9 protein-coding genes are annotated in these 14,417 nt (G+C 69.2%); 6 read left to right on the top strand and 3 right to left on the bottom strand.

Going from position 1 to position 14,417, the window contains the following annotated elements; genetic code table 11:
• Positions 1 to 7 precede the first annotated feature (7 nt).
• Positions 8 to 1,000 (bottom strand): metal ABC transporter substrate-binding protein, encoded by a 993-nt coding sequence (locus tag AC07FK_RS08360; RefSeq protein WP_479103650.1) that lies wholly within the window; start codon positions 998 to 1,000, stop codon positions 8 to 10.
• A 166-nt stretch (positions 1,001 to 1,166) separates the two neighbouring features.
• Between AC07FK_RS08360 and AC07FK_RS08355 the strand changes: the two genes are divergently transcribed.
• Both AC07FK_RS08355 and AC07FK_RS08350 read left to right on the top strand, forming a co-directional pair.
• Positions 1,167 to 2,552, top strand: coding sequence for a glycine--tRNA ligase (locus AC07FK_RS08355; protein WP_479103649.1), 1,386 nt, complete (start codon positions 1,167 to 1,169; stop codon positions 2,550 to 2,552).
• A gap of 261 nt (positions 2,553 to 2,813) precedes the next feature.
• Entirely contained in the window at positions 2,814 to 3,026 is a 213-nt protein-coding gene (locus AC07FK_RS08350) for a DUF6243 family protein (protein ID WP_479103648.1), read from the top strand.
• Positions 3,027 to 3,123: 97 nt separating this feature from the next.
• Here AC07FK_RS08350 and AC07FK_RS08345 read toward each other — a convergent pair whose 3' ends face one another.
• On the bottom strand, positions 3,124 to 4,578 hold the full coding sequence (locus AC07FK_RS08345; RefSeq protein ID WP_479103647.1) for an MFS transporter: 1,455 nt from the start codon (positions 4,576 to 4,578) through the stop codon (positions 3,124 to 3,126).
• Between the two features lie 52 nt (positions 4,579 to 4,630).
• Here AC07FK_RS08345 and dusB point away from each other — a divergent pair, with 52 nt between their 5' ends.
• From dusB to AC07FK_RS08325, 4 genes are all read left to right on the top strand, one after another.
• Complete coding sequence (dusB, locus tag AC07FK_RS08340; protein WP_479103646.1) at positions 4,631 to 5,770, top strand: tRNA dihydrouridine synthase DusB; 1,140 nt, start codon at positions 4,631 to 4,633, stop codon at positions 5,768 to 5,770.
• A gap of 377 nt (positions 5,771 to 6,147) precedes the next feature.
• A complete protein-coding gene (ppdK, locus tag AC07FK_RS08335) occupies positions 6,148 to 8,886 on the top strand; it encodes a pyruvate, phosphate dikinase (protein ID WP_479103644.1) in 2,739 nt (912 codons plus the stop codon).
• Positions 8,887 to 9,490: 604 nt separating this feature from the next.
• Positions 9,491 to 11,677 carry a hypothetical protein gene (locus tag AC07FK_RS08330; RefSeq protein WP_479103642.1) on the top strand — a complete coding sequence of 729 codons (2,187 nt, stop codon included), beginning with the start codon at positions 9,491 to 9,493 and terminating at the stop codon, positions 11,675 to 11,677.
• Positions 11,678 to 12,153: 476 nt separating this feature from the next.
• Complete coding sequence (locus AC07FK_RS08325; protein WP_479103641.1) at positions 12,154 to 13,233, top strand: ArsR/SmtB family transcription factor; 1,080 nt, start codon at positions 12,154 to 12,156, stop codon at positions 13,231 to 13,233.
• On the opposite strand, the gene AC07FK_RS08320 is transcribed toward AC07FK_RS08325, so the two are convergent.
• Complete coding sequence (locus AC07FK_RS08320; RefSeq protein WP_479103639.1) at positions 13,203 to 14,357, bottom strand: alkaline phosphatase PhoX; 1,155 nt, start codon at positions 14,355 to 14,357, stop codon at positions 13,203 to 13,205. The two genes, AC07FK_RS08325 and AC07FK_RS08320, sit on opposite strands and share 31 nt — an antisense overlap.
• Positions 14,358 to 14,417 lie beyond the last annotated feature (60 nt).

The following is a 14,417-nucleotide window of genomic DNA, read 5'->3' as shown; positions in this document are numbered from 1 at the left end:
ATCTGCTTCACTTCGCGCCGAGGGCCTTCTCCAGCGCGGCGAGGTTGGACTCCATGACCTCGATGTAGTCAGCGCCCTTGGACTTGTCCGTGATTCCCTCCAGCGGGTCCAGGACGTCGGTCCGCAGTCCGGTGTCGCCCGCGAGGGTCTTGGCGGTCCTGTCGCTGACGAGTGTCTCGAAGAAGACCGTGGTGACCTTGTCGTCCTCGGCGGTCTTCTGCAGGGACTTCATGCGGGAGAGGCTGGGCTCGGACTCGGGGTCGATGCCGCTGATGCCCTCCTGCTTGAGGTGGTAGCGCTCGGCGAGGTAGCCGAAGGCGGCGTGGGTCGTGATGAACGTCCGGGTGTCGGTGTTCTTCAGGCCCTTCTCGAACTTCTCGTGCAGGCCGTCGAGCTTGCCGACCAGGGCGGCGGTGTTCTTCTTGTACGCGGCGGCGTTGTCGGGGTCGGCCTTCTCCAGGGCCTTGCCGACGCCCTCGGCGACCTCGGCGTACTTCACCGGGTCCAGCCAGATGTGGGGGTCGCCGCCCGCTTCGGAGTGGCCGTGGCCCTCTTCTTCGGCGTGCTCGTCCGTGTGCTCCTCGCCGGCGTGCTCGTCGCCGCCGGTCTCGGTGCCGTGCTCTTCGAGGTGGGTGAGGCCGGCGGCGTCGACGGTGTTCTTCACACCGGACTGCGCGACGGCCTCGTCGACGGCGGGCTGGAGGCCCTTGAGGTAGAGGATGAGCCCCGCTTCGCCGAGACCGGCGGTCTGCTTCGGGCTGAGCTCCAGGTCGTGCGGCTCCACGCCGGGCTTCGTGAGGGTCGATACGGCGACGTGGTCGCCGCCTATCTCCTCGGCCAGGTACTGCATGGGGTAGAACGACGCCACCACGTCGAGCTTGCCGTCGCCGTTCTTCCCGGCGGGGCCGGAGGAGGAACCGCAGGCGGTGACGGCCATGAGGCCGAGCGCGACAGCTCCGGCGGTAGCGGCGGTGGGTATGAGGCGTCGTCGTACGTTCATGACTCCCATTTTCAACTAAAGTGGAAACGATTGTCAATAATGGGTGGTGTGACGTGAGCCCGGGCTGCGACCGCGTCCTTACCCCGGTACCGATTTGATCCGGGGGGTACGAGCGCCGGTAATCTGAATCATTCGCGTTCGTCGTCGTCGTAATGAAGAGAGCACCGTGGCCGCCGACAAGATCGACACCATCGTCAGCCTGAGCAAGCGCCGTGGCTTCGTCTACCCGTGCAGTGAGATCTACGGCGGCTCCCGGGCCGCCTGGGACTACGGACCGCTGGGTGTCGAGCTCAAGGAGAACATCAAGCGCCAGTGGTGGCGCTCCATGGTCATCGCGCGCGAGGACGTCGTCGGTCTCGACTCCTCGGTGATCCTGGCCCCCGAGGTGTGGGAGGCGTCCGGTCACGTCGCGACGTTCTCCGACCCGCTCACCGAGTGCACCGCGTGCCACAAGCGCCACCGCGCGGACCACCTGATCGAGGCGTACGAGGCCAAGCACAACGGCCGCGCCCCCGAGAACGGTCTCGCCGACGTCAACTGCCCGAACTGCGGCACCAAGGGCCAGTTCACCGAGCCCAAGCAGTTCTCCGGCATGCTGGAGACGCACCTGGGCCCGACCCAGGACACCGGCTCGCGCGCCTTCCTGCGCCCCGAGACCGCGCAGGGCATCTTCACCAACTTCGCCCAGGTGCAGCAGACTTCGCGCAAGAAGCCGCCGTTCGGCATCGCGCAGATGGGCAAGTCCTTCCGGAACGAGATCACTCCGGGCAACTTCATCTTCCGCACGCGCGAGTTCGAGCAGATGGAGATGGAGTTCTTCGTCAAGCCGGGCGAGGACGAGCAGTGGCAGGAATACTGGATGGAGCAGCGCTGGAGCTGGTACCGCGAGCTTGGTCTCCGTGAGGAGAACATGCGCTGGTTCGAGCACCCGGCGGAGAAGCTCTCGCACTACTCGAAGCGCACCGCGGACATCGAGTACCGCTTCAACTTCGGCGGCAACGAGTTCTCCGAGCTGGAGGGCGTCGCCAACCGAACCGACTTCGACCTCAAGGCCCACTCCAAGGCCTCGGGCCAGGACCTGTCGTTCTTCGACCAGGAGGCCGGCGACCGCTACACCCCGTACGTCATCGAGCCGGCGGCCGGCGTGAACCGCGCCATGCTCGCCTTCATGCTCGACGCGTACACCGAGGACGAGGCCCCCAACGCCAAGGGCGTCATGGAGAAGCGCACCGTCATGCGTCTCGACCCGCGCCTCGCGCCGGTCAAGGTCGCGGTGCTGCCGCTGTCCCGCAACCCGCAGCTGTCGCCGAAGGCCAAGGGCCTGGCGACCGACCTGCGCAAGAACTGGAACATCGAGTTCGACGACGCGGGCGCCATCGGCCGCCGCTACCGCCGTCAGGACGAGATCGGTACGCCGTTCTGCGTCACCGTCGACTTCGACACCCTCGACGACAACGCCGTGACGGTGCGCGAGCGCGACACCATGAAGCAGGAGCGCGTCTCGCTGGACCAGATCCAGTCGTACCTGGGCGGCCGCCTCCTCGGCTGCTGACCCGCTCGTACGTCCCGAAGGCCCCGGTTCCGCCCAGCGGACCCGGGGCCTTCCGGCGCGCCGCGTCCGGTGCGCACCGCGGTGCCGCGGCCGCGTGCCCACGGCGGCCCTGGCCGGAAAATCTGGTGCCCGGTGCTCCCGAGGCCGGGTAATGTCGCATGCATGTTCTTCCAGATCTACGAGTGAGCGCGCGGCGGACCCCACGTCCGCCCCCCACCCGACGAATCCGCAGATCACTTCACACCACATCGGGAGAACCCCGTGGCAAAGAGCCGCAACAACCTTCTCGGCGTAGGCGGCCAGCGCAAGAGGATGTCCCGCGCCGAGGTCGCGGACAACGGCCCCACGCGCAACGCCGACCGCAGGCTCGCGTCCGACCACAAGCAGGAGCTGCTGCGCAAGATGCGTGAGCGCGCCGCCGGCGACGAGGGCGGCGAGGCGACCGCTGAGGGCGCCCAGGACGCGCAGAGCTGACGCGGCACCGCCGTACGCACCAGCAGTACAGGCAGTACGCCACGGCCCGTGGGCCCGGACCGCACGCAGCGGTCCGGGCCCACAGGTCTGTCCGGCCTCAGCGCACCGCGCCCGCCGGCGGCCGGCCCGTCGGGGAGTCCTCCAGCCGCGCGGCCGCCCGGGCGGCTGTCCCCCGGGCCCACAGGCCGCTGGTCAGCGCCCCCACCAGCAGGACGCACAGCCCGCACCCGGCGATGATCCACCAGGCCGGCCTGCTCGCCGCGACGAAGGCGGCGTCGTACGGGCGCTCATGCACCCCGGCGGCGAGCACCGCCCCGATGACGGCGACGCCCAGCGTCTGGCCGACCTGCCTGCTGGTCGAGGCGACGGCCGCGGCCACGCCCGCCTGGGCGCGCGGCATGCCCGACACGGCCGTGTTGGTGATCGGCGCGTTGACCATGCCGAAGCCGAGGCCGAAGAGCACGTAGCCGGTGAACAGCAGGGGCGTGGACGTCTCCGCCTCGAACGCCGCGAACAGGACGCCGCTCGCCGCCATAGCGACGCCGGCCACCAGCAGCGGCAGCCGCGGGCCGCGACTGCCGACGAGCCGTCCGGACAGCGGTGCGCAGACCAGGGTCAGCCCCGCCATCGGCAGCATGTAGAGCCCGGCGTGCAGGGCGGAGAACCCGCGCACATCCTGGAGGTACAGCGTGTTCACGAAGAGGAACCCGCCGAGCGCCGCGAACGCGCACACCGCGATCACGGTGGCCCCGCTGAAGGGCGCGCTGCGGAAGAACCGCAGATCGATGAGTGGCTCCGCCCGCCTCGGTTCGTACACGAGAAGGCCCACGAGGGCCGTCACGGCCGTTCCCGCGCACAGCAGGATCGGCGGCGAGGTCCAGCCCGCCACGGGCGCCTCGATGATCGCGTACGTCAGCGAGCCGAGGAGCGCGATGACGAGCAGCTGTCCCACCGGGTCCGCGCGGCGCGGTTTGGGAGCGCGGGATTCCGGTACGTAGCGGGCCGTCAGCAGCAGTGCGGCGAGTCCGACCGGCAGGTTGACCCAGAAGATCGCCCGCCAGCCCACCGCGTCGACCAGCAGGCCGCCGATCAGCGGTCCGGCGGCCATCGAGATCCCGACCACACCGCCCCACACGCCGATCGCGCGGGCCCGGTCGCGCGGCTCGGTGAAGGTGTGGGTGATGATCGACATGGCGACCGGATTGAGCATCGAGCCGCCGACGGCCTGGACCATGCGGAACGCGACGAGCGCACCGAGACTCGGGGCGAGCGAGCAGAGCAGCGAGCCGAACGTGAAGAGCACGAGACCGGCCAGGAAGACCTTGCGCCGTCCGATCCGGTCGGCGGTGGAGCCGGCGAGCATCAGGAGCGAGGCGAGGACGAGCGTGTACGCGTCGACCGCCCACTGCATCCCGGCCACCGTGGCGCCGAGTTCCGCGCGCATGGACGGGAGGGCGACATTCAGTGCGGTGTTGTCGAGGCTCACGATCAGCAGGCTCATGCAGCAGATCGCCAGCACCAGCAACCGCCGCCGGTGACCGAGCTCGGGCATACGCGGATAGTACGGCTCACTAACGACTCCCGCCGTACGGGACAATGGGGCCATGACCACCGCGCTCCCCATGCTCTCCATCGGCCCGCACTCCGTGCAGCCGCCGGTGGTGCTCGCGCCCATGGCCGGCATCACCAACGCCCCGTTCCGCACCCTGTGCCGCGAGTTCTCCGGCGGGAAGGGGCTGTTCGTCAGCGAGATGATCACGACCAGGGCGCTGGTCGAGCGCAACGAGAAAACGATGCAGCTGGTCCACTTCGACGCGACGGAGACACCGCGCTCGATCCAGCTGTACGGCGTGGACCCCGTCACGGTCGGCAAGGCGGTCCGCATGATCGTGGACGAGGACCTGGCCGATCACATCGACCTGAACTTCGGCTGCCCGGTGCCCAAGGTGACGCGCAAGGGCGGCGGCTCGGCGCTCCCGTACAAGCGGCCCCTGCTGCGGGCCATTCTGAACGAGGCCGTGTCCAACGCGGGCGAGCTGCCGGTGACGATGAAGATGCGCAAGGGCATCGACGACGACCACCTCACCTACCTCGACGCGGGGCGGATAGCGGTGCAGGAGGGCGTCACGGCCATCGCCCTGCACGGGCGCACGGCGGCGGAGCACTACGGCGGTACGGCCGACTGGGACGCCATCGCGCGCCTCAAGGAGCACGTGCCGGAGATCCCGGTCCTCGGCAACGGCGACATCTGGTCCGCCGACGACGCGCTGCGCATGATGCGCGAGACCGGCTGCGACGGTGTGGTCGTCGGGCGCGGGTGCCTGGGGCGGCCGTGGCTGTTCGGGGACCTGGTGGCGGGCTTCGAGGGCACGGGCGCGTACGCCGCCCCGACGCTGCGCGAGGTCGCCGCGGTGATGCGCAGGCACGCGGAACTGCTCGGGGAGTGGATCGGGGACGAGGCACGCGGGGTCATTGACTTCCGTAAGCACGTCGCCTGGTACTTGAAGGGCTTCTCCGTCGGATCGGAGATGCGGAAGAAGCTTGCTATCTCCTCATCCCTGGACGAAATGGACGCTCACTTGAGCGAGCTCGATCTGGACCAGTCGTGGCCCGTGGGGGCGGACGGACCCCGGGGGCGTTCGTCCGGCAATGGGCGGGTTGTCCTGCCGGACGGCTGGTTGAAGGACCCGTACGACTGCTCCGCCGTGAGTGCGGAAGCGGAGTCGGACACGTCCGGGGGCTGAGATTCCGGTCTCGGTAGGGTCTCATCTGAGAAGTGATCCTCGCCACGCCTGATGCGTTCGTTGCTCAGATGAGCACATCAGGCGGGGTTGCACCTCTCAAAAGGTGGCACTGGGTGCCACCTTCTTTTGTTTTGATCGATCAAAGCATCCCTCACTCTGAGGTGATGATCTGCGCGAAAAGCGCGACTCTTCGTAGTGATGGCTTGAATACTTGAACGAATGCTCTGAGGGGTTCGGAGCTGTTGATCACTTTCGATCTGCTGGCGGACGAGTGGTTAAGGCCGCATGACAGTCAGGTGGACGTACCCAGACACCTTCGATCTGGGTATGTTCCTCGCCGTCAGGGCAGCCACCGCGTCCTCGAGGAGTCGAGACCCGTGTCGGAAAACAAAGAACCCCAGGTAGCCAGCGCGCCCGAGGGTCAGAAGTTCGTTTATGACTTCACCGAAGGCAACAGGAACCTCAAGGACCTGCTGGGCGGCAAGGGTGCCAACCTCGCCGAGATGACCAACCTCGGGCTGCCCGTCCCTCCGGGCTTCACCATCACCACCGAGGCGTGCAAGGTCTACCTCGACAGCGGTGAGGCTCCGGAGGCGCTGCGGGCCGAGGTCAGTGCGCACCTCGACGCCCTCGAGCAGAAGATGGGCAAGAAGCTCGGCCAGGCCGACAACCCCCTGCTCGTCTCCGTCCGCTCGGGCGCCAAGTTCTCCATGCCCGGCATGATGGACACCGTCCTGAACATCGGGCTCTCCGACAAGTCGGTCACCGGCCTCGCCAAGCAGGCCGGCGACGAGCGCTTCGCGTGGGACTCCTACCGGCGCCTCATCCAGATGTTCGGCAAGACCGTCCTCGGCGTCGACGGCGAACTCTTCGAAGAGGCGCTGGAGCAGGCCAAGCACGCCAAGAAGGTCACGGTCGACACCGACCTGGAGGCGGCCGACCTCAAGAAGCTGGTCCGGAAGTTCAAGAAGATCGTCTCCGACGAGGCCGGACGCGACTTCCCGCAGGACCCGCGCGAGCAGATGGACCTCGCCATAAACGCGGTCTTCGACTCGTGGAACACCGACCGCGCCAAGCTGTACCGCCGCCAGGAGCGCATCCCCGGCGACCTCGGCACGGCCGTCAACGTCTGCTCCATGGTCTTCGGCAACCTGGGTCCCGACTCCGGCACCGGCGTCGCCTTCACCCGCGACCCCGCCAGCGGCCACCAGGGCGTCTACGGTGACTACCTGCAGAACGCGCAGGGCGAGGACGTCGTCGCCGGCATCCGCAACACCGTGCCGCTCGCCGACCTCGAGAGCATCGACAAGGCGTCGTACGACCAGCTCATGCAGATCATGGAGACGCTGGAGACCCACTACAAGGATCTCTGCGACATCGAGTTCACCATCGAGCGCGGCCAGCTGTGGATGCTCCAGACCCGCGTCGGCAAGCGCACCGCCGGTGCCGCCTTCCGCATCGCCACGCAGCTCGTCGACCAGGGCCTCATCGACGAGGCCGAGGCGCTCCAGCGCGTCAACGGCGCCCAGCTCGCGCAGCTGATGTTCCCGCGCTTCGACGAGGAGGCGAAGACCGAGAAGCTCGGCCGCGGCATCGCCGCCTCTCCGGGCGCCGCGGTCGGCAAGGCGGTCTTCGACTCGTACACGGCCGTCAAGTGGTCGCGCTCCGGCGAGAAGGTCATCCTCATCCGCCGTGAGACGAACCCCGACGACCTCGACGGCATGATCGCCGCCGAGGGCATCCTGACCTCGCGCGGCGGCAAGACCTCGCACGCCGCCGTCGTCGCCCGGGGCATGGGCAAGACCTGTGTCTGCGGCGCCGAGGAGATCGAGGTCGACACCAAGCGCCGCCGGCTGACCGCCCCCGGCGGGATCGTCGTCGAGGAGGGCGACGTCGTCTCCATCGACGGCTCCACCGGCAAGGTGTACCTCGGCGAGGTACCCGTCGTGCCGTCCCCGGTCGTCGAGTACTTCGAGGGCCGCATGCACGCCGGCGCCGACGACGCCGACGAGCTCGTCGCCGCCGTGCACCGGATCATGGCGTACGCCGACCGGGTCCGCCGCCTGCGGGTGCGCGCCAACGCGGACAACGCCGAGGACGCCGCGCGCGCCCGCCGCTTCGGCGCCCAGGGCATCGGCCTGTGCCGCACCGAGCACATGTTCCTCGGTGAGCGCCGTGAGCTCGTCGAGCGGCTGATCCTGGCCGACACGGACGACGAGCGCGAGCAGGCGCTGGGCGCGCTGCTGCCGCTCCAGAAGGCCGACTTCATCGAGCTGTTCGAGTCGATGGACGGACTGCCGGTGACGGTGCGGCTGCTCGACCCGCCGCTGCACGAGTTCCTCCCCGACATCACCGAGCTGTCGGTCCGTGTCGCCCTCGCCGAGTCCCGCAAGGACCACAACGAGAACGACCTGCGCCTCCTGCAGGCCGTGCACAAGCTGCACGAGCAGAACCCGATGCTGGGTCTGCGCGGTGTACGTCTGGGTCTGGTCATTCCGGGCCTGTTCGCGATGCAGGTCCGCGCCATCGCCGAGGCGGCCGCGCACCGCAAGAACGCCAAGGGCGACCCGCGTGCGGAGATCATGATTCCGCTCGTCGGCACCGTCCAGGAGCTGGAGATCGTCCGCGAGGAGGCCGACCAGGTCATCGCGGAGGTCGAGGCCGCGACCGGCACGAATCTGAAGCTGACCATCGGCACGATGATCGAGCTGCCGCGCGCCGCGCTGACCGCCGGCCAGATCGCCGAGGCCGCGCAGTTCTTCTCCTTCGGTACGAACGACCTCACCCAGACCGTGTGGGGCTTCTCCCGCGACGACGTCGAGGCGAGCTTCTTCACGGCGTACCTGGAGAAGGGCATCTTCGGGGTCTCCCCGTTCGAGACGATCGACCGGGACGGCGTCGGCTCACTCGTGCGCTCCGCCGTGGAGGCGGGCCGCGCCACGCGCCCCGACCTGAAGCTCGGCGTCTGCGGTGAGCACGGCGGCGACCCGGAGTCGGTGCACTTCTTCCACGAGGTCGGCCTGGACTACGTGTCCTGCTCGCCCTTCCGGATCCCGGTCGCGCGTCTGGAGGCCGGCCGCGCCGCGGCGCAGTCGACGGGCTCCGACAGCCGCTGAGAACCGGCTCTATATCACCGGAGCCGCCATTAGTCAACCCCGGTCGGGGGGTCAACGGCGGCTCCGGGGCCCCGAAGAGGGCGGCACCTTCGCGAGAGGGTGCCGCCCTCTTTTTTGATGTGCCGATTGCGCACTGCCGAGGTTGTTGTTTTTCCTAAGGGCGCACAATGTGCCGCGACTCGCGCGCAATCGCTGCGGTAAGGCGGTGAAATCGCCTTCAATCAGCTGGGTTTGATCAGTCTTGATCATTCGTCGCCATGCGCTGGTGGCGGAGCAATGTGATGAGCATGCTGGTCCCGTCAACGAGACGTCCTGCCGGGCGTCGGTCGGAGTGCGGGTAGCAGCCACACCATTCTTGCGAAGGATTAAGCGATGTCCGCCTCCGTGCATTCTGACGCTGCCCCCGAGTCCGACGGCCCGGATGACGAAACCCGGCGCAAAATTTCTTCGTGGTAGGGGAAGCCGTCTCGGACGACCGTACGTGGGGAACGCTGCAGAGGCTCACCAAGTGGCTTATCGACTTGTTCCGTGTTCGAGACTGATCGTATGGGGTGTCAATATGAGTGAGTTGCATGTCGACGGGCCGTTTCCGTCGCCAGTTTCCATGGAACGGCAGAAAGTGTGGATGCAGGCGGTGCTGGCTACGCCGGGGGTCAACGTCCCGCTCGCGGCCCTGGAGAACGTCGCTCCGTTCATCGTGGATCCCGAGCTGACCCTGAGTGAACCTGACGCCCAAGGTGTGCGCACCCTCAAGGGCGACGCCGTGCGTCGTGTGCGCACCGAGGCGGGAGACATGGTCATCGCCGTCGTGCGCATGCACGGCGCCGGGGGAGTCGTCTGGGGGCACAACGAACGGATCAGTTCGATCTGGCGCACCGCCGCCGATCCGGCGGTCGGCCGTGAGACCAAGAAGTCGCTGACCCCCGTGCGCCCGTGGCGGGGGCCCGACGACCAGGGTCAGGAAAAGATCTTCGCCGCCCTGGAGAGTTCCGCGTGGAACCGGCAGTCGCTCGTCATCAATATCGAGGAGACCTCCGACGAGTTGCGCAAGCGCGACAAGGTCCGTCCGTACGACCTGCTGGAGGATCTCGTCCTCAACGGACAGCAGGAACCGGGAATGTACGTTCCGCAGATGGTGCGCCTGGAAGAGAACCCGGAACTCGACGAGGACGGCAATCCGCTCCACCCGGGCGAATACTGGGGATGGATGGCCGTGAGGGGGAACAACAGGACACAGAAGCGGCATGAGATCTTCGGGCTGACTTCCACCGACGTGCTCACCGGTGTTCCGGCTGCGAAACTTGGGCGCAGTGGGAAAGGTGTTGTCCTGGAACCCGGCCGCTGGCTCGCCGAGTTCTCGGAAATCCTCAACAAGGAGCATGCCGAGACGCCGGAGGGCGAAGATCCGCAGAGCGCATCCCGGGCGCGGAGGGCGGCATCCGTCGCCGTCGTCGACGCGCATTTGGTGATCGGCACGGAAACACCGAAGCGGCTCTACCGGATCGTGCAGATGAGCAACCGGCGCGACCACGTCCACCCGCCGCTGGAATTCGACGCCAACGACCGCTCCCGGGCACTGGGCCGGAGCGTACTGGGCATGTACGTGGCGCAGGGCGTGCTCGACGAGAGGACGGCGGAGGTGCTGTCCGGCCTGGCGCCCGTCCGGGACCTGCCGGGAGCCTCGGAGAACATGTCGGTCTCCGAGCTCCGGGACCTCCGTTCCATGCGGCTGCTGGACGAGCTGTTCCCCAAGGACCAGCGCAAGCGCCTGCTGCTGCGCCGGGTGCTCAGCGAGTCCCCGCCCTCCCAGCTCAAGGGGCCCGAGATCAACCAGCGTGCCCGCACCTGGTCCGCCCTCACCTCCGAGAGCTATCCGGAGCCCTGGAATCCACGCATCGGGGAGATCTTCACCACCAAGGCGCGGGACGGGTTCGAGCTCTCCGGCCGTCCGCTGCGCGAACTCCTGGCGGCCGCCGACAGGGATGACGCCGCCTTCGACGAACTCGTCACCTACCGGGCCGCGCACTGGCTGGCCGCGTTCGACCTCATCGACGCGGACCGCGGGTCGCTCGCCGTCCAGCAGGCCCTGAACGACGACGGCGAGAAGGTCAGCAGGGTGCGGCGTTCGGTCACCAACTGCCTCCAGGCCCTGCGGTACGAGAAGAGCAGGCGGATGGCGGTCGGGCTGCTGAGGGAGCTGGCCGCCGCGATGGACGAGGGCGACCGGCCGCCGTGGCGGGTCAGCGGCTCGGGAACGGTGCTGCCCAACGAGAGGATCACTCCTCTCTGGTTCGACCTGCACTTCCCCAAGGAAACGGGGATGCGGCCACGGAAGCAGCCGGTCCCCGCGCCGCGCAGCGGCCACTGGACCTCCACCGCGGGTCCCGCCCCCGCCCCGGGCGCGCCTCCGGCCGCGCCCGCCCTGTGGCCGGCGCGCCACCCGACCGCCCCGCCGGCGACCGCAGCCGCGACTGTCCCGGCCCCGGTGACGGCCGGGACGGTCGCGGACGCGGACGCCGGCACGGACGCCGTGGAGCGGGCGGGCGGTGCGGGTGAGGGGACCCTGGCGGAGTCGGCGGACGACCTGGGGGAGCGGCTGCGGCGGCTGCTCGACGAGGCGACCGGGATCGACGACGCGGTACGCCGCCTGTCTCAGCGGGCGCGCGACGAGGCGGGGGGCCGCGCGCTCAGCCGTCGGCAGGCGGATGAAGCGGTGCTCCGGCTGACCCGGACGATCGCGAAGCTGCGTGCCCTGCCGGAGGCCGTCGAGGACCTGGCGGAGCCCTCCTGACCCCTCGTCGGGGCCCTCCCGGCCCCGGCGGCGCCCCTCGGGGCGGCACGGTCGCGGCGTTGCCGATGTGTGTGAACGTGTGCGTTCCTGTGGCGGCAAATGACATCGGGATTAGCCGAAGCGCTCGGCAGTACGCGTGTGAACAAGCCCGCGGCAGCAGTTGAATTCCGCCAGTTTTCCCGAAAACGAGGCAGGATGCGGTCGCCGGATCCCCACCCGACGACCACATCCTGATACCTCGTCGGACACTGAGCCGCTACCTTCGCCGACCGCCGCCAGACCCAGCAAAGCCCCCCACGGCCTTCACTGCGTCTTTCCGGTGACTCCGGTGTCGTGCCCGACGAGGACAGCATTTCGTTCGGCACAGGGAGCGCGCGATGCGTTTCAACTGTGGCCGAAAGGCCGTGGTGACGGCGTGTGATGGCGTGCATACTCGGTTGCGGGGGGCGATTGCGGATGCAACAGATGGGGCTTCGGTGCTACGTGTTCATTTCTCCGGTGTTGACCTGTCGAGGATTCGGCTGTCCGACCGGCCGGACGCGTTGTGGGAAACGGTGCTCAGCTTTCACAGATTGCGGGACCGGCGCGGTGCCAAGGTGTTCGGAGAATGGCGCCGGGAATCACGGACTCGGTTGAACGGTGAAACACGACTGCTGGCATCCCTCATACCGAACAGGGGTTATTTCCCCGATTTCCTGACGCCCCGCGAGGGAGCCCGCGGCATCGAAACGGGCATCGAGGCCGTGCGCGGCACCGCCCCCGAGCGGCTGCGCGCGGAGCTGGCCCTGCTCGCCGCCTCCCACCGCCCGGCCGACCGTACGTCCGCGAGCAGCCGTGCGGCGTCCACGCACCAGCGCCTGGCTCCCCTGGCCGGCGGCCGCGGCGAGCCCCTGGCCCGCCTCGCCGTCGCACTGCGCGGTTACCACCGGGCCGCCGTCGAGCCGTACTGGCCGCACATCCAGGGCCGTGTCGAGGCCGACCGGGCGGCCAGGGGCCGCGCCCTGCTCGACGGCGGCGCGGACGAGCTCCTCGCCTCGCTGCCGCCGATGCTGCGCTGGCGTCCGCCGGTCCTGGAGGCGGACTATCCGGTGGACCGCGACCTGTACCTGGGCGGCCGGGGCCTGCTGCTCCAGCCGTCGTTCTTCTGCCGCGGCACCCCCGTCGTCTACCGCGACCCGCAGTTGCCGCCCGTGCTGGTCTACCCCGTGACCCAGGCGGACGCCCCGGCGCCCGTCGACGACCCCGGGCCGCCCCTCGGGCGCCTGGTCGGCCACACCCGGTCGGCGGTCCTGGGGGCCATCGGCGGCGGCTGCACGACGAGCGAACTCGCCCGCAGGGCCGGGGTGTCACTCGCCTCGGCGAGCCAGCACGCGTGCGTGCTGCGCGAAGCGGGCCTGATCGTCACCCTGCGGCACGGCAACGCGGTGCTCCACACGCTGACGCCACTGGGCGCCGCCCTCCTGCGGGGCGGCGCCACGGCGGAAGCGCTCGTACTGTCGTCGGACGTGCCGGGAGCGGAGGGCCGTCAGGCCCGGAACGGACCCGTCACCTCGTAGGTGATGCCGCCGGACGAGCTGCCCGTCGTACCGCGCTGGCTGGAGAAGTACAGGCGCCTGCCGTCCGGGGAGAACGCCGGTCCGGTGATCTCCGAGCCCGACTGGCCGTCGATGCGCAGGAAGGGGGCGACCACGTCGTCCGGCGTGATCACGCAGATCTCCATGGTGCCGCCGTCCTCGGCGACGAACAGGTCGCCGGACGACGTGCCGGTGACGTTGTCCACGCCGGTCAGCGGCGCGGTGCCGTTCACCAGCGAGTCGTCGTAGGCGAGCTCGATGGTCCGGGCGGCCGCGTTGTACTGCCAGACGCGGTTGTCGCCCTTGGTGGTGAACCAGCAGACGTCGTCGGCGTAGTAGCAGCCCTCGCCCCCGTTGAAGCGCTTGGCTCCGGAGACCTGGTTGCGGGTGGCCGTGGCACCGCTCGGGTCGGGGACGGTGGCCCAGGTGACGGGGCCGGACGTGCCGGAACCCATCTTCAGCACCTCCAGCGTGCCCGCCGAGAGGTCGCCCCAGGTGGTGGGGGTGAAGCGGTAGAAGCAGCCGTCGGAGACGTCCTCGGTGAGGTAGATCGTCCGGCGTACGGGGTCCGCCGCGGCGGCCTCGTGCTTGAAGCGGCCCATCGCGTCGCGCCGCACGGCCGCCTTCACGCCCCACGGGTCGCTCTCGTAGACGTACCCCCGGTCGACCTCCTCGCAGGAGAGCCAGGTGTTCCACGGCGTCTTGCCGCCCGCGCAGTTCTGGCGGGTGGAGGACAGGATGCGGTACGCGCCGGTGATCGCGCCGGTGGCGGAGAAGCGGACCGCGCTCGCGCCGCCGGAGGGGTTGATCTCCGAGTTGGACACGTAGATCCAGCCGGTGCCGTCGGCGTAACAGGCACCGCCGTCCGGCGCGTTGTGCCAGGTGTACGCGGTGGAGCCGACCTTCTGGCCGGAGCGGGCTATGACGCGGCTGCTGAAGCCGGACGGCAGGCGCAGGCCGTTCGCGTCGGCGGGGCCCGGCGCACCGTAGGGGCCGGCGCCGGGCTGAGCGGGGGCGGCGTGGGCCGCGCCGCGCCAGAGGGTGCCGCCGAAGGCGGCGACGGAGGTGCCGATGACAGCGCCGCGCAGGAAGCTACGACGTTCCATGTGTCACTCCAGGGTGGGGGAATGTGACCTCGGAACGTAAGCGTCTCGAATTGACAGTGC

It is taken from the genome of Streptomyces sp. NPDC046122, from assembly GCF_056429965.1.
This window is presented reverse-complemented; position numbering and strand designations above follow the sequence as displayed.